The organism is Rhizobium sp. BR 249 (assembly GCF_047445895.1).
In the GTDB taxonomy this organism is placed as follows: Bacteria; Pseudomonadota; Alphaproteobacteria; order Rhizobiales; family Rhizobiaceae; genus Rhizobium.
Genome location: NZ_JARWKX010000001.1, coordinates 354,894 through 372,160, shown reverse-complemented (window position 1 = coordinate 372,160; position 17,267 = coordinate 354,894). Strand labels below are relative to the sequence as shown.

Genomic DNA, 17,267 nt, shown 5'->3' with positions numbered 1-17,267 from the left:
GGCCTCCCGTTCCATGGGTTTATGCAATCATGCTAATGAAGCATTGTCGAGTCCGGATGTGAGCAATCCGGTTTTTCACAGGATTAGCCCCAATTCGCTATTTCGAAACGATTGCGGCTCCGCCTGGGATCGATTTGACGAAACGGATTGAGCGTGACGGGGAGGCCCGGCTTCCTGGCTGGGGTTCGCCCCCGAGCCTCCCGGCTGGCCGAATCTTCTGAAGGCCGGCAGCGCCGGCAAAGTGCCGCTTTCCGGCCATGTCGATCCAATTGTGATGGCCGCGATAGTTAACCAACGGTCAATATCCACCGGCTTCGTCTCAATCCGACGCAATTCACAGCGCGGCTGGCGGCTATCCCCTGGCTCAGGCCGCCAGTCTGCGAAACCGCGTCCTGATCCGGTCGAGATAATAATGGCCCGGGGACGGTGCCGCCGTCATCGCATGGGCTTCCGAGGAGGGAACGCCCTCGAACAGACGCTCCTCGCCGTTCTTGAAACAAATCCTCAGCCGCCCGTCGTCCTGGCTGAAATAAACGGATTTGATGATCTTCGACTTCACCGAAAGTTCTTCCACCTGTTTTACCTCTGCTTTTTTGTTTGACAGAACCTAAACCCAAACGTGCAAAGACGCGGTGAAGCGGCATGGTAAAAATTCAGGAATTTTCCATGTGTTATGGTGTCGACAAGATCCCTGCCTTGTTCACCACGCTCCGATGCTCTCGCTTCGCCTTCGGATAGCTTGCGAAAATTGACAAGGCTTGCCAAACCCTGCCATGCTGGCAGCCAGGAGGTCGATATGGCGACTATGAACGTGTCATTACCCGATCCCATGAAAGACTGGGTAGAAGCGCAAACCCGGACAGGCCGCTACGCCAATGCAAGCGATTATGTCCGTGACCTGATCCGCAGGGATCAAGAGCGGAACGACAAGATCGCCGCTATGCAACGCTTTGTTGATGAAGGCTTGAAGAGCGGCGTCGGGTCGCGGTCGAAAGACGATCTGTTTGAGGCGGCGCGTGCGCGCGTGGAAGCTTCTCGCGGCAAGTGACGATGGGCTTTCGCCTTACGGAAGAAGCGGAAGAAGACTTGGTCGGCATTGCCGAAACAGGCATGCGTCTGTTCGGCTCAGTGCAGGCACGGCGCTATCACAACGAACTTTATGCCATTTCGATCTGATTGCCGCCAACCCACGTATGGCGCCTGAACGGCATGAAATCTCTCCTCGCATGCGCATTCATCCGTTCGAGGCCCATCTCGTCGTCTATATGATCGAAGACGACGGGGGCATCCTGATTGTTCGTATTCGCCATGGGCACGAGGATTGGGCCGGCGACTCCTAAGCTTCACGGGGAGAAGGAAACTTTGCACGAAATGGCGGACAGGGTGGGATTCGAACCCACGGTACGCTTTCACGTACACACGCGTTCCAGGCGTGCGCCTTAAACCACTCGGCCACCTGTCCTTTTTTGGCGTTCGCGCCCGGAGAGGAGCAAATCGTCGGAACGGCGCGATATATACCGATGAATTTTTCCTGATCAACCCAAATCTAACAGTTTTTTGACTTCTTCAGATAAAACTCCGCTCGGCCCATCCCATTGTGCTTCACCTCATCGACGACTATGTAATTCTCAAGGTGGAGAATGGCGCGGGTTTGCCGGAATTGTCCGGCATGTCGAAGCGTCGGAGGGATTGATGCGTTTCCTGTTGCGTCTGGCGAGTCTTGTCGCGCTTGCGGCAGCCGTTATTGCCGGGACCATCGATTCGATACAGTCGGTTGCGGCCTCCGCCGTGGTGATGACGCCGATCTCCGACGCCTGGCAGGATGTGAGCCCGGCGACGCTGACCTCGCTGCAATCCTCTCTTTCCTACTACGTTCACCCGCGTTTCTATGCTTTCATCTTCCAATGGCTGATGCTGCAGCCGGCCTTTGCCGTTTTCCTGGTGATCGCGCTGCTTCTCTGGATGGTCGGCTATAAGAAGCCGCAGGTCTCCGGTCGCTTCATCGCATAGAAGGGCGTTTTGCCGGGACGATCCGATGAAAAAATCGGAGCATCGTCAGCGCCTTTCCAACCTCGACATCGACCGCCGGATTGGCTAGAAAATCTGCATTCCGCCGGACAAGATGTCCAAAAATCGGTCTCGAAGAACCGATTTTCGGCAATCGCCGCAAATCTTTACCAACCGAAAAATTTCTGGTGAATTTTTCCGTGAGCCATGCAAGGATGCGCGCAGCCAGGCCTCCGGGGGGAGGTCGGTGGTTCCGCAGACATGTCCGAAAAGGGCTTGCGGGAGGACCCCTAACAAATAGCAACAACAGGGCTGCACAATGAAAAAATCCCTTCTCACCCTCCTTGCCGTGGCTGCCATGTCGACGACGGCGCTTGCCGCCGATGTCAAGCCGGCGCTGGTTTACGGCACCGGCGGGAAGTTCGATAAGTCTTTCAACGAAGCGGCCTATAACGGCGCGGAGAAGTTCAAGGCCGAGACGGGCATCGCCTATCGTGACTTCGAGCCGACCGGCGACACCCAGGGCGAACAGGCCATCCGCAACTTCGCAAGCCGCGGTTTCAATCCTGTGGTTGCCGTTTCCTTCGCCTGGACCTCGGCGATCGAGAAGGTCGCGGCCGAATTCCCTGACACCAAGTTCATCATTGTCGACTCCGTCGTCGACAAGCCGAACGTCCGCTCCGTCGTCTACAAGGAAGAAGAAGGCTCCTATCTCGTCGGCATTCTCGCCGGCATGGCCTCCAAGACCGGCAAGGTCGGTTTCGTCGGCGGCATGGACATTCCGCTGATCCGGAAGTTCGAATGCGGCTATGAGCAGGGCGCGCGCGCCGCCAAGGCCGATATCGAAGTGTTCCAGAACATGACCGGTACCACGGGTGCCGCCTGGAACGACCCGGTTCGCGGCGGTGAACTCACCAAGAACCAGATCGACCAGGGCGCCGACGTGATTTACGCGGCAGCCGGCGCTACCGGCCTCGGCGTTCTGCAGACTGCCGCCGACAACAAGAAGCTTTCGATCGGCGTCGATTCCAACCAGAACCACCTGCACCCGGGCTCGGTCCTGACCTCGATGGTCAAGCGCGTCGATCTCGCCGTCTATAACGCCTATACCGACACCAAGAACGACAAGTTCACCGGTGGCGTCCAGGCGCTCGGCGTCAAGGAAGACGGCGTCGGCGCCGCGATCGACGACAACAACAAGTCGCTGATCACGCCGGAAATGCAGGCTGCCGTCGACAAGGCCAAGGCCGACATCATTGCAGGAACCGTCAAGGTTCACGATTATACCTCGGACAACGCGTGCCCGAAGTGATCCGCGCCCTGATGTAATCGACGATTGAGATCGGGCGTATGGCGGAGGGGATTTTCGCCATACGCCCTTTTCTTATTTGGAGCCTGCAGTGACAGATAAGCCCGCTATCGAGCTTGTCGGCATCGATAAGAAGTTCGGTGCCGTCCACGCCAACAAGGACATCAACCTCACCGTTGCCAAGGGGACGATCCACGGCATCATCGGTGAAAACGGCGCCGGCAAATCGACCCTGATGTCGATCATTTACGGTTTTTACCACGCCGACAGCGGTGAAATCCGCGTCAACGGCAATCCGGTCGCCATCCGCGACAGCCAGGCGGCGATCGCCACCGGCATCGGCATGGTGCACCAGCATTTCATGCTGGTCGATAATTTCACGGTGCTCGAGAACATCATGCTCGGCGCCGAAGGCGGTATGCTGCTTGCCCGAGGCGTCGCATCGGCCCGCGCCGAGCTCAAGCGCCTCGAAACCGAATACGGCCTGGAGGTCGATCCCGATGCGCTCATCGAAGAGCTGCCGGTCGGCCTGCAGCAGCGCGTCGAAATCCTGAAAGCCATGTATCGCGGCGCCGAGATCCTGATCCTCGACGAGCCCACGGGCGTGCTGACGCCGGCTGAAGCCGATCACCTTTTCCGCATCCTCAAGGTGCTGCGCGACCAGGGCAAGACGATCATTCTCATCACCCACAAGCTGCGCGAGATCATGGCGATCACCGATACGGTGTCGGTCATGCGCCGCGGCGAGATGGTCGCGACCCGCAAGACGGCGGAAACGACGGTGGAAGAGCTTGCCGAGCTGATGGTCGGCCGCCGCGTGCTGCTGCGCGTTCAGAAGGGTGAGGCGAACCCGGGGGCTGCGGTGCTTACGGTCCGCAACCTCACGGTCAAGGACAATCGCGGCGTCACCATGGTCGATAACGTCTCCTTCGACGTGCGCGCCGGCGAGATCGTCGGCATCGCCGGTGTCGCCGGCAACGGCCAGTCCGAATTGCTGGAAGCGATCGCCGGCATCCGCAAGCCCACTTCCGGCGAGATCCTTCTCGATGGCCAGACGATCGACAAGGCCGATCCCGCCCGCCTGCGCGAACTCGGCCTTGCTCATATCCCCGAGGACCGCCACCACATGGGGCTGGTGTTGAAGTTCGAGGAATACGAAAATTCCGTCCTCGGCTATCACCGCCGCCCGGGCTACAGCAAAGGCCCGCTGCTCGATCTCGAAGCCATCCGCAGGGACGCGATGGAGAAGATCGAAAAATACGACATCCGCCCGCCGAATCCGCGGCTGAAAACGGCGAATTTCTCCGGCGGCAATCAGCAGAAGATCGTCGTCGCCCGCGAAATCGAACGCGATCCGAAAATGCTGATCATCGGTCAGCCGACGCGCGGCGTCGATATCGGCGCCATCGAATTCATTCACCGCCGGATCATCGAGATGCGCGACGCGGGCAAGGCGATCCTGCTCGTCTCCGTCGAACTCGATGAGATCCGCGCCCTTTCAGACCGTATCCTTGTCATGTTCGCCGGCCATGTCGTCGGCGAGAAGACGCCCGATGCCGGTGAACAGACCCTCGGCCTGATGATGGCCGGCATTGCCGCGTGAGGCCTTTATGAGCACTGCTTCCGTTCCGTTGCCCAATTGGATCAGTTACGGCCTGATCCCGCTGTTGAACCTCCTCGTCGCTTTCCTGATATCGGGCTTCGTCGTCTGGCTGATCGGCGAGAGCCCGCTTGCCGCTCTTTCGCTGCTGATCGAAGGCGCCTTCGGCAGCGGCGAAGGCATTGGCTTCACGCTCTATTATGCGACGAGTTTCATCTTCACCGGCCTTTCCGTGGCGGTCGCCATCCATGCCGGCCTCTTCAACATCGGCTCCGAAGGGCAGGCCTACATCGGGGGTCTCGGCTGTGCGCTCGTAGCGCTGGCGCTCGACAAATACGTGCCCTGGTATGTGACGATGCCGATTGCGGTCATTGGGGCCGGTATTTTTGGTGCGGCCTGGGCTTTCATTCCCGCATTCCTTCAGGCCAAGCGCGGCAGCCATATCGTCATTACGACGATCATGTTCAACTACATCGCCGCCGCCCTCATGGTGTACTTGCTGGTGCACGTGCTGATCGTGCCGGGCAAGATGGCGCCGGAAACCCGCACCTTCCTCGAGGGCGGGCAGTTGCCGAAGCTTGGCTGGGTCATGAGCATCTTCGGCAGTAAGCTGGGTGCCGCACCCTTCAACGTCTCCTTCATCATCGCCCTTTTTGCCGCCTGGTTTGTCTGGATCCTCATCTGGCGCACCAAGCTTGGCTTCGAGATGCGAACGCTGGGCGTGAGTTCGACGGCTGCCGCCTATGCCGGCATTCCCTATGCGCGCATCGTCATCATCGCCATGCTGCTTTCCGGCGCGCTCGCCGGCATGATGGCGCTCAATCCGGTCATGGGTTCCTCCGCCCGTCTGCAGGTGGAGTTCGTCGGCGGCGCCGGCTTCGTCGGCATCGCGGTATCCCTCATGGGCCGCAATCATCCGCTCGGCATCATCTTCGCCGCGATCCTGTTCGGCGTCCTTTATCAGGGAGGCGATTGGATCTCTTTCGAAATGCCGAACATCACCCGTGAGATGATCCTCGTCATCCAGGGTCTGGTCATCCTGTTCGCCGGCGCGCTCGAATACATGTTCCGGCCAGCGATGGTCCGCGCCTATCAACAGTTCAAGCGAGCCTGAGGAGCGGACGATGGATTATTATGACATCTTCATCAGCGTTCTGAGCTCGACGATCCGGCTGTCGATCCCGCTGATCTTCACCGCGCTCGCCGGCCTGTTTTCGGAACGCGCCGGCATCTTCGATATCGGTCTCGAAGGAAAGATGCTGGGCTCGGCCTTCGCCGCCGCCTGCATCGCCTATCTCACCGGTTCGGCCTGGCTGGGCCTCGGCGCCGGCATCGTCTGCTCGGTGGCGCTCAGCCTGGTGCACGGTTTTGCCTCGATCACCAATCGCGGCAACCAGATCGTCTCAGGTGTGGCCATCAACTTCTTCATTGCCGGTATCACCATCGTGCTCGGCCAGGCCTGGTTCGGCCAGGGCGGCCGCACGCCGCAGCTGTCGGCGGATGCGCGCTTCGCGCCGATCATCCTGCCGGGAGCCGATGCCGCCCGCGATATACCGATCCTCGGGCCGCTCTACGCCAACGTCATTTCAGGCAACAATATCCTCACCTATCTCGCTTTCCTCGCCGTGCCCTTCTCCTGGTGGGTGCTTTACCGTACGCGCTTCGGCTTGCGGATGCGCGCGGTTGGCGAAAACCCGGGCGCGGTCGATACGGCAGGCATTTCGGTCGCCTGGCTGCGCTATCGCGCCGTCATGTGCGCCGGCATTCTCTGCGGCTTTTCCGGCACTTATCTTGCGATCGCCCAGTCCGCCGCCTTCATCAAGGACATGTCGGCCGGCAAGGGCTATATCGCGCTCGCCGCCCTCGTCTTCGCCAAGTGGAAGCCGGTGCCGGTGATGTTTGCCTGCCTGCTTTTCGGCTTCCTCGATGCGCTGGCGAACTTCATGCAGGGCAAGCAGGTGCCGCTGATCGGTGAAGTGCCGGTCCAGGTCTTCCAGGCGCTGCCCTATATCCTGACCTGCGTCCTGCTTGCCGGATTCATCGGTGTCGCAATCCCGCCGAAGGCCGGCGGCGTGCCTTATACGAAGGAGCGTTGATCATGTCTCACGACCTGTTCGAAGCCGCCCGCGGCGCCATGGCCTTTGCCCATGCGCCCTATTCGAAATTCCCGGTCGGCGCGGCGATCCGCGCCGAAGACGGCAAGGTCTATACCGGTGCCAACATCGAGAACCTGTCCTTTCCGCAAGGCTGGTGCGCCGAACCGACGGCGATCGGCGCCATGATCATGGGCGGGGCGAAGAAGATCGTGGAAATGGCCGTCATCGCGGAGAAGCTGCCGCTCTGCCCGCCCTGCGGCGGCTGCCGGCAAAAGATCTCCGAATTCGCCTCCAAGGACACCAAGATCTATCTCTGTGACGAAGCCGGCGTGAAGAAGACGATGACGATGGAAGAGCTTCTTCCCTTCAGCTTCGAGACGGAACTCGGATGAAGGCGACGGTCAGCCTGCTCGCCGCATTGCTTGGTGGCATCAAGCCGCGCCACGGTATCGTGCTCGGCTCCGGCCTCGGCTCGCTCGTCGGGGAGCTGGAGGGCGCCGTCCGCGTCCCCTACAAGGATCTGCCGGGCTTTCCCGTCAGCGCCGTCTCTGGCCATGCCGGTGAAGTCGTCGCCGGCCGGCTTGGCGGCGTGCCTGTCATCATGCTCTCCGGCCGCGTTCACTATTACGAAAAGGGCGATGCCGGCGCCATGCGCCTGCCGATAGAGGTGCTGAAGGCGCTCGGTGTCGAGATGCTGATCCTGACCAATTCGGCCGGGTCGCTGCGCGACGACATGCCGCCCGGTTCGGTGATGCAGATTACCGACCACATCAACTATTCCGGCATGAACCCGCTGATCGGCGAGGAAAGCGACCGCCGTTTCGTCGGCATGACGAATGCCTATGATGCCGGCCTTGCAGCGGCGATGCAGAAGGCTGCGGCAAAGCTCGAGATCGAGCTGGCGCAGGGTGTCTACATGTGGCTCTCCGGCCCGAGCTTCGAAACGCCGGCCGAAATCCGCATGGCGCGCATTCTCGGCGCCGATGCCGTCGGCATGTCGACGGTGCCCGAGGTCATCATTGCAAGAATGCTGGGTCTGAGGGTTGCAGCCGCTTCCGTTATCACCAACTATGGGGCAGGCATGACCGGCAATGAGCTCAGCCATGAGGAAACCAAGGACATGGCGCCCATCGGCGGCGCCCGTCTTGCCGCCATATTGAAAGACATGATTGCGGCTGGAGCAATTCCAGGAAAAGTGCGAAGCGGTTTTCCGTCCGGAATTGCGTAAAAACAAAAAGTTAGAGCGGTTCTGCGTTTCCGTGAAAACCTGAACCGCTCTAGAACAGGATGATTTTAGGCCGGGTCGGCCTAAAATCTGAATCTTGTTCTACATTAAATAGTGAGAGCATGATGTTGTCCGAAAACCGCTCACACTTTTCGGCATCATGCTCTAGAGGAAGTGAAAATGAATAGCCATTCCATCCGGGAAACGGCGGCTGTTGCCCTTTCCCTGCTCGATCTCACCAATCTGAAGGACGATTGCACGGAAGCCCAGATCGATGCGCTTTGTGCCCGCGCGCAGACGCCCTACGGCAACAGCGCCGCGATCTGCATCTGGCCGCGTTTCGTCGCCCATGCCCGCAATATTCTCGGCACCGCCCATGCCGTGCGCATCGCGACCGTCGTCAACTTCCCCTCCGGCGATATGGAGGTTGCCGATGTCGCCGCCGAAACACGCGAAGCCATCGCCGACGGCGCCGATGAAATCGATCTGGTCATTCCCTACCGCAAGCTGCTTGCCGGCAATGAAAAGGCAGTGACCGACATGGTGAGGGCCGTTCGCGCCGAGTGCGCCGGTCCCGTTCTCCTCAAGGTCATCATCGAGACAGGCGAGCTCAAGGATGCGGCCCTGATCCGCCGCGCCTCGGAACTCGCCATCGAAGCCGGTGCCGATTTCATCAAGACCTCCACAGGCAAGGTCGCCGTCAACGCGACGCTCGAAGCCGCCGACATCATGATCCGCTCCATTCGCGAAAGTGGGCGCAAGGTGGGCTTCAAGCCGGCAGGCGGCATCGGCTCGGTCGCCGATGCGGCGCTCTACCTGAGCCTTGCCGAAACCATCATGGCACCGGACTGGGCGATGCCGTCGACCTTCCGCTTCGGCGCCTCCAGCCTGCTCGACGATATACTGGCGGTTCTCGGCGGAGCACAGTCGGTATCGGCTGCGGCATCGAGCTATTGAAATGATCCCGCAGGAGATCATCCGGCGGAAGCGCAATGGCGAGGAGCTTAGCTCCGCCGATATCAGCTCCTTCATCGGCGCGCTCGCCGCCGGGCAGCTATCGGAAGGCCAGATCGGCGCCTTTGCCATGGCCGTCTGGTTCAAGGGCATGTCACGAGAGGAAATCGTCGCCCTGACGCTGGCGATGGCCAATTCCGGCGACCGGCTGGAATGGGCCGATATCGATCGTCCGATCGCCGATAAACATTCGACCGGAGGCGTCGGCGACAATGTTTCGCTGATGCTGGCGCCGATCGCCGCCGCCTGCGGCCTCGCCGTTCCGATGATATCGGGGCGCGGTCTCGGCCATACCGGCGGCACGCTGGATAAGCTCGAATCCATTCCAGGCTATACGATCACCCCGGATGCCGGCCTGTTCCGCAGGGCGGTGAAGGAGGCGGGGTGCGCCATCATCGGCCAGACCGGAGCCTTGGCGCCCGCCGATGGCAGGCTCTATGCCGTGCGTGATGTGACCGCCACGGTCGATTCCATTCCGCTGATCACGGCTTCCATCCTGTCGAAGAAGCTCGCGGCCGGGCTTCAGACGCTGGTGCTCGACGTCAAGGTCGGCAACGGCGCTTTCATGGCCGATCGCCATCAGGCGGAGATCCTGGCGCGCTCCTTGGTCGAAGTGGCTAATGGTGCAGGGGTGAAGACCTCGGCGCTGATCACCGACATGAATGAGCCCCTTGCCGATAGCGCCGGCAATGCCGTCGAAATGCGCAACTGCCTGGATTTCCTGGCAGGCAGGAAAGAGAATACGCGGCTCGATACCGTCGTTCTCGCCTTTGCCGCCGAAATGCTGGTGAAATCGGGAATTGCCGCTTCGCCCGACGAAGGTGAGCGGATGGCGCGTCAGGCTCTGTCGTCGGGAAAGGCGGCTGAGGTTTTTGCGCGCATGGTCTCCATGCTCGGCGGCCCCGGCGATCTGATCGAGAACCCCGATAAATACCTGGCCAGAGCCCCCGTCGAAAAGCCCGTCATGGCCGTCCGGTCGGGCTGGCTTGCTGCCTGCGACGCCCGCGGTATCGGCGTCAGCGTCATCGATCTCGGCGGTGGAAGACGCCATCCGGCGGACCGCATCGATCACCGTGTCGGCTTCTCCGAACTCCTGCCGCTCGGCACCCGCGTGAATGCCGGCGAGCCGATCGCCCTCGTTCATGCCGCCGACGAAGCCGCAGCCGAGCGGGCAGCCGCAGCACTCGCCGCGCATTACCGCATTAGTGAGGACGAGCCGGCGCTCGGCCCTGTCATTGCGGGCCTTGTCTGACGCAGATTATTGCTTGAGGCTGAGCGAGCCGTCGGCGACGGAATAGGAGGCGAGCTTCTGCAGGAAGCTCATGCCGACCAGCGTCGTCGTCAGGGCTTCATCCCTGAGGACGAAGGCTTCGACGTCGCGAACGCGAATGCCACCGATTTCAATCCGGTCGAGCGTCACATGCGCGGCCTTCGTCTGGCCGTTCGCGGTGTTCACGCCGTAGCGGAAATCGAGCTGGTTGGCCGTGAAACCGAGGCGTCGGGCAAGCGTCTCGTTGAGTGCGACATAGGTGGCGCCGGTGTCGATCAGACCCTGCACCGGCTTGCCGTTCATTTTGAAGCTGCCTGTATAGTGGCCCTGCGCATCTGCCTGCAGGCGGATCATATTGCTGCCGGAGACGGGCGCGGCTGCTGCGGGCTTGTCGCTGTCGGTCGAGACATAGTTGGCGGAGAGGGCTTCGGCAGGCTGCTGGCCGGCGCCGCCGAAGAAGGAAGGCACCTGTGTGGCGAGCACCGCGGCGATGCTGGCGAATATGACGGTACGCACGAGCATGAAACAGAAATCCTTCCTGTATAAACCCCGCTTCATGCGGGGCCTCATGCTTCAAGCTTGCTACGCCTCAAGTGCTGACAAGTTGCTAATATCGGCAGCAAAAAAGGCCCGGAGCGAACCGCCGGGCCTCGAAGTCTTTCGATTTGGTAAAGAAAACTGAAATTACTTGGTGCCGTACATGCGGTCGCCGGCGTCGCCGAGGCCGGGCACGATATAGCCCTTCTCGTTGAGATGGCTGTCGATCGCTGCGGTGAAGACGGGAACGTCGGGATGCGCCGCGCGGAAATTACGGATGCCTTCCGGAGCGGCAAGCAGGCAGAGGAAGCGGATATTGTGGGCGCCGCGCTCCTTGAGCTTGTCGATCGCCGCGATCGAGGAGTTGCCGGTTGCCAGCATCGGGTCGACGACGATGATCAGACGCTCGGCCACATCTTCCGGCGCCTTGAAATAATACTCGACCGGCTGCAGCGTTTCGTGATCGCGGTAGACGCCGATATGCGACACGCGGGCGGAAGGCACGAGATCGAGCATGCCTTCGAGCAGCCCGTTGCCGGCGCGCAGGATCGAGGCGAAGACCAGCTTCTTGCCTTCCAGGATCGGCGACTCGATCGTCTGCAGCGGCGTCTCGATCGTTTCCATCGTCAGTTCGAGATCGCGGGTCACTTCGTAACAGAGCAGCGTGGAAATTTCGCGCAGCAGCCGCCGGAAACTTCCCGTCGATGTCTCCTTGCGCCGCATGATGGTGAGCTTGTGCTGCACAAGCGGATGATCGATGACCGTGACGCCGTCCATGGGGAAGCCTTTCATTCTTTCTATCGAATGTTTCTTTCACGGAAATCGGCCCGACCGCAAGAGTGAAGCCGAATTTGCGCCGATCTTCCCCAGCCTCTCGCCTTACAGGCGGGCGAGCAGCGCCTTCCGCGTCTCGTCGTCGACGAAGGCCGCTTCGATTGCGGTGCGCGTCATGGCGTTGATTTCCGCGTCGTCGAAGCCGAAAACGTCGGCGGCAAGCTCGTATTCCCGCTTCAGCGACGTATGGAAGAAGGGCGGATCGTCCGAACTGATCGTCACCTGCACGCCGGCCTCCTTCAGCCGGCGCAGCGGATGCGAAACAAAGTCGGGAAAGACTTTGAGCGCGATATTGGAGCCCGGGCAGACCTCGAGCACGGTGCCGAGATCGGCAAGACGCTTCACCAGATCGAGATCCTCGATGGCGCGCACCCCATGGCCGATGCGCGAGGGGCGCACGGCATCGAGCGCATCGGCAACGCTGAAGGCGCCGCACACCTCGCCGGCATGAATGGTGAGCCCCAGACCGGCATCGCGGGCGATATCGAAAGCTCTGATATAATCGGCGACGCGGCCCATGCGTTCCTCGCCGGCAAGGTTGAAGCCGGTGATCAACGGATTGCCGGCCTTTGCCGCATATTCGGCCGCACCGATCACGCTCTCCGGGCCGAAATGCCGCTCGCCGGTCACGATCAGCCGGGCCTCGATGCCGCTCTTTTCCCGAGCGCGCCGGATGCCTTCGCAGACGCCTGCAATATAGGCATCGGCGCCGAGCCCGATCCGCTTGCCATGATCGGGTGACACGATGAGTTCGCTGTAGATCGTGTTGATGCCGGCGAGTTCGTCGAGATAGGTTTCGGTCAGAAGCGCATAGTCTTCCTCGGTCTTGTAGACCTCGGAAACCTTGTCGTAACACTGCAGGAAGCTTGCGAAATCATGCCAGACATAGGCGCCGTCACGAAGTTCTCCGCTGATGTCGACGCCGTATTTCCGCGCCTGCGCCTCGGTCAATGCAGGCGGCGCCGCACCCTCCAGATGGCAGTGCAGTTCGACCTTCTTCAAATGCGATGTCACAGAAAACTCCTTCCGTGCGGTCCGGCCGGAATGCCGAGATGCCGCGCAATGCTTTCGCCGATGTCGGCATAGGTGCGGCGCACGCCGATCGAACGCGATCGTATGCCGGGGCCGTAGGCAATGATCGGCACGCGTTCGCGCGTATGGTCCGTGCCGCGCCAGGTCGGATCGCAGCCATGGTCGGCGGTGAGCACGACGAGATCGCCTGACTTCAGCTTCTTGTGGACTTCCGGCAGGCGCGCGTCGAAGGCTTCGAGGGCGGCGGCATAACCCGGAACATCGCGGCGATGGCCGTAATTCATGTCGAAATCGACGAAATTGGTGAAGACGAGATCGCCGTCCTCAGCATCGTCGATTGCCGAAAGCGACGCATCCATCAGCGCTGCGTTGCCGTTCGCCTTGATGACCCTCGAAATGCCCTGATGGGCGAAGATATCGCCGATCTTTCCCACGGCATGCACATGTCGTCCATGCTGGACAAGCCGGTCGAGCAACGTCGGCTCCGGCGGCAGCACGGAGAAGTCGCGCCGGTTTCCGGTGCGCTCAAACGTCGAAGCCGATTGGCCAATGAAGGGCCGGGCGATGACGCGGCCGATATTGTAGGGATCGAGCAGTCCGCGGGCGACCCGGCAAAAGGTGAGCAGGCGTTCGAGGCCGAAATGCGCCTCATGCGCCGCAACCTGGAAGACCGAATCCGAGGAGGTGTAGCAGATCGGCTTGCCGGTACGGATATGCTCTTCGCCGAGCCGGGCGATGATATCCGTTCCCGAGGCATGGCAATTGCCGAGAATGCCGGGCACATCCCCTTCTCTGCACAACGTTTCTATGAGCTCCGGCGCAAAGGCGTCGCCCTCTGTCGGGAAATAGCCCCAATCGAAGTTGACGGGCGTTCCGGCGATCTCCCAATGGCCCGATGGCGTATCCTTGCCGCGGGAGATTTCGGTGGCGGCCCCATAGACGCCATAGGCCTTCTCCGGGAGAGGCATGCCGGCCGGAAACTGGCCGGACGCGGCCCGTGCGATATGCATCAGCCCGAGCTCGGACATATTTGGCAGGGAAAGCGGCCCGCTGCGCAGACCAGCACGATCTCCGGCTCCGGCTGCGCAGAATTCGGCGATATGGCCGAGCGTATCGGCGCCCTCGTCGCCATAGGCCGCAGCATCCGGCGCGCCGCCGACGCCGAAGGAATCCAGAACGAAAAGAAAGGCACGCGCCATTTTACACCCGAAAGAACCGATCGCCGACCCCTGAGAGATCGGGAGACGGCACAGGCTCAGCCATATAATGCCGCGGTCGGCTTGGCAAATTCGGGAAGAGGGGAAAAGGCTGCTCAGCAGTCGCCGCAGGGGATCGAGTCGCCTTGCCGCTGGCGATAGAAATAGCTCCGGCTGATGGTGATCGTCCGGACGCCATCCGGCATGAAGTTCGGCGCGAACAGGAACATCGTGTAGGGAATGCTGAGCTCGGTGCGGACTAGGAAGCTGTTTGCCGTCTTCATGTCCGAAGGCACGTCGGCCACGGTGGCGTTCTTGGCGTAGGGCACCGTCCCGTCCTGCGCCCAGGACCAGAGCACTTTCGCGTTGGCGCCGGCATCGATGGTAATCCCCGTGATCTTCAGCTTCAGCGACGTCGTGTTGTAGGGTACGAACATCGCGGTGGCGACCGACGGCATCTGCGCAAGCGCGCTCTTCGTGACCGATTGCTGCTGGGTGACGATATCGGCGATCGTTCCTGCGGCGCGGGTCACGCGCTTGCTGACGCTGAGGCCGATCGTAATCTCGAAAGCGCCGATATAGAGCATGACGAGCACGGGAAAGAGGATCGCGAATTCGATCGCGCCGGCGCCCTTGCGCTCTCGTGCCAGCCGTCGCGCCGTCAGTACAAGTCTGGTGAACGGATTGCGCAAGGCCATCATGGATACTGCTCGTTCTGGAAAGCCGTGGTCGCGACGATCAGATATTGCGTCGGCATCGAACCGTCCGACGGCCTTATCGTCGTAATGTAAGGCCGGACCAGATCGGTGATGATTTCCCAGCGATAATAGGCGCGCAGCATGTTGATGGTGCCGGCGCCGCCCGGCGTATATTTGAAGGCTGCGGTGTTGATGTCGGCATATTTGTCGGTAGAGAGCTTGGGGATCGTCGTCGGGATGGCCGAAAAACTGCTGAAGGTCTGTACATCCAGGTAGAGTTTGCTGGGTGTGGCGACCTCGGTCGCCGAGCAGCTGATCAGGATCGAGATCTCGTTGCAGAAAGCCTGGCGGAACTGTGCCTGGTTCATATCGGTCGTGCGGCCGAGATTGTAGGTGATCTGCCCGGTTCGCATCCGTCGGCCCATCGTATCGACGGCGTTGGAGACGAGTTCCTCGGCCGCGAAGGCGACGAATGTTTCGAGGATTGCGAAGATCACCATGAAATACGGAATGGCGAGCAGCGCGAATTCGATTGCCGCCGCGCCGTCGCGCGAACGGGCAAGCGAGCGCAATCGTGAGAAACGGAACGGCGCGAAGGCGCGCGGCTTATCCGTCTTCTGATCAATGACCGTCATTGCCTGGACCCGTGCGACATTTTACAGCCGTCACACTAAAGTCCGTTCGTTGATTTTCCGTTTCAGCCTGATACGACGATTTTAACGAATGGCCGAAGAAGCCTGAAGGTGAGCCAATCAGGGAGAGGCGGCGGCGGTAGCTTCCTGAGCATGCTGCTCGCAGTTCGGCGTGCAGGAAAGCACCGAGCGCTCCGTCTGCCGGTAGACGCGCACCGTATTGCCCTCGTCGATCGACACCAGGATGCGTTCGTCGAGGATCGCATTGCCGTCGGCATCGAGCAGGACGAGATTGGTGGTGCCGAAGCTGCGTCCCGTGAGCACGATGGTCTTGGCATCGGCCACGGTCGCATCGGCGACCTTGGCGTTGCCGACGATCACCTTGCTGACCGGGCGGTCGAGCTTCAGGACGCGCGCGTGATCCATATAGACCCGCAGCATGTCATCGTCTTCGGCCGAGGAAACGCCCGAAATACCGAAAACGGCGATCATGCCGGCAAAGAAAATGATTTTGCCGCTCGATGACATCTGGTCCTCTTTCACGATCACAGCGCAATACGCGTATAGAATGGAAAAAAATGGTGAACGAAGCCTTAAGCTCGATAGCCTATGTTTTGGAATGAAGCGAAGCGGTTCGGTTTGAGACGGTCACAATCGGTAGCTGTCACAAGAAGGTACGGCGATCGCTCCATTCCAGGACGATGGCACGGGCGTCGGTGCGGCATGGCGCGGGATATTCGTAGATATTTAGGGAAGCGGGTAAGAAAATGCTTACCTTACAAGGGCCTGTTGTCCCATTTACATATCGTTAACTCTCCTCCTTAAGCGGATGGAAACGCCCATTCGCTAGGTTGCAGTCATCCGATCAACGGCAACAGTTGGCGGACGTGCTGAACATCAACTGGAGTTAGGAGTAACCATGACCAAGCTTTTTAGCCGTTTTCTGAAGGACGAATCCGGCGCGACCGCAATCGAATACGGCCTGATCGCAGCCCTCATTTCCGTAGCGCTCATCGCCGGCGCAACGTCGCTTGGCAACAATATCGGCAATACGTTCAACGCCCTGAGCGGCCGGATGGACGACGCCGCTACCAGTGCGGCGAAGTAAGATAGACCCTATTAAGGGCATCTGACAATGTTGGCCGGATTGCTCCAGCCAAACTATAGAGCAGGCTCACAGGCTGAACGGCCGTGAGCCTTTTCGCATCTGAGTATGATCGGATATACGCATGATCGCAGCTGCAGTCTTCGTGATACTGCCACTCTGCCTGGCCATGGCGGCGTTTTCGGATCTGTTCACCATGACGATCCCGAATCGCATTTCCCTGATCCTCATCGCCTCCTTCTTCGTTCTCGCGCCGCTCTCCGGCCTTGGCCTGCAAGCGATCGGCATGCATCTTGCCGCGGGCGCCGTCGTCTTTACCGCCTGTTTTGCCCTTTTCGCCTTCAATGTGATGGGCGGCGGAGACGCCAAGCTGCTGAGCGCCACCGCGTTCTGGTTCGGCCTGAACGAATCTCTTCTTTTCCTGATGATCGATGTCGCCATCATCGGCGGCTTCATCACCTTGCTCATCCTGCTGGTGAGGGCGCGATCGAACACCATCCTCGCCATCGGCCTGCCGGTTCCGAACTCGGTCCTGCTCGCCAAGAAGATTCCCTATGGCATCGCCATCGCTATCGGCGGCTTCATGGCCTTTCCATCGTCGCCGCTCTTCCTCGCCGCGCTGGAAAGCCTGAAATGACGGCATTTTAAATGCCCGTTAACTTAAAATGTAAGCGTTCCATTAACCATAATTATACCAATTCCTGAGCATTCT

At 60.4% G+C, this 17,267-nt stretch carries 20 protein-coding genes, 1 tRNA gene and 1 pseudogene; 13 read left to right on the top strand and 9 right to left on the bottom strand.

Annotated features, from left to right (window positions below; genetic code table 11):
* Nucleotides 1-364: 364 nt before the first annotated feature.
* Nucleotides 365-574 (bottom strand): KTSC domain-containing protein, encoded by a 210-nt coding sequence (locus tag QD408_RS01900; protein WP_028758181.1) that lies wholly within the window; start codon nt 572-574, stop codon nt 365-367.
* A gap of 222 nt (nt 575-796) precedes the next feature.
* Between QD408_RS01900 and QD408_RS01895 the strand changes: the two genes are divergently transcribed.
* Both QD408_RS01895 and QD408_RS01890 read left to right on the top strand, forming a co-directional pair.
* Entirely contained in the window at nt 797-1,048 is a 252-nt protein-coding gene (locus tag QD408_RS01895) for a type II toxin-antitoxin system ParD family antitoxin (protein WP_414138154.1), read from the top strand.
* A 2-nt stretch (nt 1,049-1,050) separates the two neighbouring features.
* Nucleotides 1,051-1,340: pseudogene (locus QD408_RS01890) on the top strand (type II toxin-antitoxin system RelE/ParE family toxin).
* 32 nt (nt 1,341-1,372) lie between these two features.
* Here QD408_RS01890 and QD408_RS01885 read toward each other — a convergent pair.
* A tRNA-Ser gene (locus QD408_RS01885) sits at nt 1,373-1,462 on the bottom strand.
* Between the two features lie 230 nt (nt 1,463-1,692).
* Here QD408_RS01885 and QD408_RS01880 point away from each other — a divergent pair.
* The 9 genes from QD408_RS01880 to deoA all read left to right on the top strand — a co-directional run bounded on the left by QD408_RS01880 (nt 1,693) and on the right by deoA (nt 10,503).
* Nucleotides 1,693-2,010, top strand: a complete 318-nt coding sequence (locus QD408_RS01880; protein ID WP_088684334.1) for a hypothetical protein — start codon at nt 1,693-1,695, stop codon at nt 2,008-2,010.
* Between the two features lie 316 nt (nt 2,011-2,326).
* Nucleotides 2,327-3,319 carry a BMP family lipoprotein gene (locus QD408_RS01875; protein WP_004673552.1) on the top strand — a complete coding sequence of 331 codons (993 nt, stop codon included), beginning with the start codon at nt 2,327-2,329 and terminating at the stop codon, nt 3,317-3,319.
* An 88-nt stretch (nt 3,320-3,407) separates the two neighbouring features.
* Nucleotides 3,408-4,919, top strand: coding sequence for an ABC transporter ATP-binding protein (locus QD408_RS01870; RefSeq protein WP_414138153.1), 1,512 nt, complete (start codon nt 3,408-3,410; stop codon nt 4,917-4,919).
* A 7-nt stretch (nt 4,920-4,926) separates the two neighbouring features.
* Entirely contained in the window at nt 4,927-6,030 is a 1,104-nt protein-coding gene (locus QD408_RS01865; protein WP_088684336.1) for an ABC transporter permease, read from the top strand.
* Nucleotides 6,031-6,040: 10 nt separating this feature from the next.
* A complete protein-coding gene (locus tag QD408_RS01860) occupies nt 6,041-7,012 on the top strand; it encodes an ABC transporter permease (protein ID WP_414138152.1) in 972 nt (323 codons plus the stop codon).
* Nucleotides 7,013-7,014: 2 nt separating this feature from the next.
* Complete coding sequence (locus QD408_RS01855) at nt 7,015-7,404, top strand: cytidine deaminase (protein ID WP_007827313.1); 390 nt, start codon at nt 7,015-7,017, stop codon at nt 7,402-7,404.
* Nucleotides 7,401-8,240, top strand: coding sequence for a purine-nucleoside phosphorylase (locus QD408_RS01850; protein ID WP_414138151.1), 840 nt, complete (start codon nt 7,401-7,403; stop codon nt 8,238-8,240). Before QD408_RS01855 ends, QD408_RS01850 begins: the two co-directional genes overlap by 4 nt.
* Before the next feature lie 177 nt (nt 8,241-8,417).
* A complete protein-coding gene (gene deoC / locus QD408_RS01845; protein WP_088684339.1) occupies nt 8,418-9,194 on the top strand; it encodes a deoxyribose-phosphate aldolase in 777 nt (258 codons plus the stop codon).
* A gap of 1 nt (nt 9,195) precedes the next feature.
* Entirely contained in the window at nt 9,196-10,503 is a 1,308-nt protein-coding gene (gene deoA, locus QD408_RS01840) for a thymidine phosphorylase (RefSeq protein WP_414138150.1), read from the top strand.
* A 6-nt stretch (nt 10,504-10,509) separates the two neighbouring features.
* Here deoA and QD408_RS01835 read toward each other — a convergent pair whose 3' ends face one another.
* From QD408_RS01835 to QD408_RS01805, 7 genes are all read right to left on the bottom strand, one after another.
* Nucleotides 10,510-11,079: a TIGR02281 family clan AA aspartic protease gene (locus QD408_RS01835; RefSeq protein ID WP_414138149.1), complete on the bottom strand. Its 570-nt coding sequence runs from the start codon at nt 11,077-11,079 to the stop codon at nt 10,510-10,512.
* A gap of 126 nt (nt 11,080-11,205) precedes the next feature.
* On the bottom strand, nt 11,206-11,835 hold the full coding sequence (gene upp / locus QD408_RS01830; RefSeq protein WP_004674949.1) for a uracil phosphoribosyltransferase: 630 nt from the start codon (nt 11,833-11,835) through the stop codon (nt 11,206-11,208).
* 102 nt (nt 11,836-11,937) lie between these two features.
* Nucleotides 11,938-12,906, bottom strand: coding sequence for an adenosine deaminase (locus QD408_RS01825; protein WP_414138148.1), 969 nt, complete (start codon nt 12,904-12,906; stop codon nt 11,938-11,940).
* Nucleotides 12,903-14,123: a phosphopentomutase gene (locus QD408_RS01820; protein ID WP_414138147.1), complete on the bottom strand. Its 1,221-nt coding sequence runs from the start codon at nt 14,121-14,123 to the stop codon at nt 12,903-12,905. Before QD408_RS01820 ends, QD408_RS01825 begins: the two co-directional genes overlap by 4 nt.
* 113 nt (nt 14,124-14,236) lie before the next feature.
* A complete protein-coding gene (locus QD408_RS01815) occupies nt 14,237-14,818 on the bottom strand; it encodes a TadE/TadG family type IV pilus assembly protein (RefSeq protein WP_414138236.1) in 582 nt (193 codons plus the stop codon).
* The gene (locus QD408_RS01810; RefSeq protein WP_088684344.1) at nt 14,818-15,453 is read right to left on the bottom strand and encodes a TadE/TadG family type IV pilus assembly protein; all 636 of its coding nucleotides are present in this window, start codon (nt 15,451-15,453) and stop codon (nt 14,818-14,820) included. Before QD408_RS01810 ends, QD408_RS01815 begins: the two co-directional genes overlap by 1 nt.
* A gap of 117 nt (nt 15,454-15,570) precedes the next feature.
* Nucleotides 15,571-15,978, bottom strand: a complete 408-nt coding sequence (locus QD408_RS01805; RefSeq protein ID WP_088684345.1) for a pilus assembly protein N-terminal domain-containing protein — start codon at nt 15,976-15,978, stop codon at nt 15,571-15,573.
* Nucleotides 15,979-16,369: 391 nt separating this feature from the next.
* On the opposite strand from QD408_RS01805, the gene QD408_RS01800 reads away from it, so the two are divergent.
* Nucleotides 16,370-16,558, top strand: coding sequence for a Flp family type IVb pilin (locus QD408_RS01800; protein WP_414138146.1), 189 nt, complete (start codon nt 16,370-16,372; stop codon nt 16,556-16,558).
* A 121-nt stretch (nt 16,559-16,679) separates the two neighbouring features.
* Nucleotides 16,680-17,192 (top strand): prepilin peptidase, encoded by a 513-nt coding sequence (locus tag QD408_RS01795; protein ID WP_414138145.1) that lies wholly within the window; start codon nt 16,680-16,682, stop codon nt 17,190-17,192.
* Nucleotides 17,193-17,267: the final 75 nt, after the last annotated feature.

Bases quoted from the DNA above. Each gene is read 5' to 3' on its own strand.
- QD408_RS01895 (WP_414138154.1), top strand. From the start codon at position 797: ATGGCGACTATGAACGTGTCATTACCCGATCCCATGAAAGACTGGGTA.
- QD408_RS01820 (WP_414138147.1), bottom strand. From the start codon at position 14,123: ATGGCGCGTGCCTTTCTTTTCGTTCTGGATTCCTTCGGCGTCGGCGGC.
- QD408_RS01875 (WP_004673552.1), top strand. From the start codon at position 2,327: ATGAAAAAATCCCTTCTCACCCTCCTTGCCGTGGCTGCCATGTCGACG.
- deoC (WP_088684339.1), top strand. From the start codon at position 8,418: ATGAATAGCCATTCCATCCGGGAAACGGCGGCTGTTGCCCTTTCCCTG.
- upp (WP_004674949.1), bottom strand. From the start codon at position 11,835: ATGGACGGCGTCACGGTCATCGATCATCCGCTTGTGCAGCACAAGCTC.
- QD408_RS01805 (WP_088684345.1), bottom strand. From the start codon at position 15,978: ATGTCATCGAGCGGCAAAATCATTTTCTTTGCCGGCATGATCGCCGTT.
- QD408_RS01800 (WP_414138146.1), top strand. From the start codon at position 16,370: ATGACCAAGCTTTTTAGCCGTTTTCTGAAGGACGAATCCGGCGCGACC.
- QD408_RS01835 (WP_414138149.1), bottom strand. From the start codon at position 11,079: ATGAAGCGGGGTTTATACAGGAAGGATTTCTGTTTCATGCTCGTGCGT.
- QD408_RS01880 (WP_088684334.1), top strand. From the start codon at position 1,693: ATGCGTTTCCTGTTGCGTCTGGCGAGTCTTGTCGCGCTTGCGGCAGCC.
- deoA (WP_414138150.1), top strand. From the start codon at position 9,196: ATGATCCCGCAGGAGATCATCCGGCGGAAGCGCAATGGCGAGGAGCTT.
- QD408_RS01865 (WP_088684336.1), top strand. From the start codon at position 4,927: ATGAGCACTGCTTCCGTTCCGTTGCCCAATTGGATCAGTTACGGCCTG.
- QD408_RS01850 (WP_414138151.1), top strand. From the start codon at position 7,401: ATGAAGGCGACGGTCAGCCTGCTCGCCGCATTGCTTGGTGGCATCAAG.
- QD408_RS01855 (WP_007827313.1), top strand. From the start codon at position 7,015: ATGTCTCACGACCTGTTCGAAGCCGCCCGCGGCGCCATGGCCTTTGCC.
- QD408_RS01815 (WP_414138236.1), bottom strand. From the start codon at position 14,818: ATGGCCTTGCGCAATCCGTTCACCAGACTTGTACTGACGGCGCGACGG.
- QD408_RS01860 (WP_414138152.1), top strand. From the start codon at position 6,041: ATGGATTATTATGACATCTTCATCAGCGTTCTGAGCTCGACGATCCGG.
- QD408_RS01810 (WP_088684344.1), bottom strand. From the start codon at position 15,453: ATGACGGTCATTGATCAGAAGACGGATAAGCCGCGCGCCTTCGCGCCG.
- QD408_RS01795 (WP_414138145.1), top strand. From the start codon at position 16,680: ATGATCGCAGCTGCAGTCTTCGTGATACTGCCACTCTGCCTGGCCATG.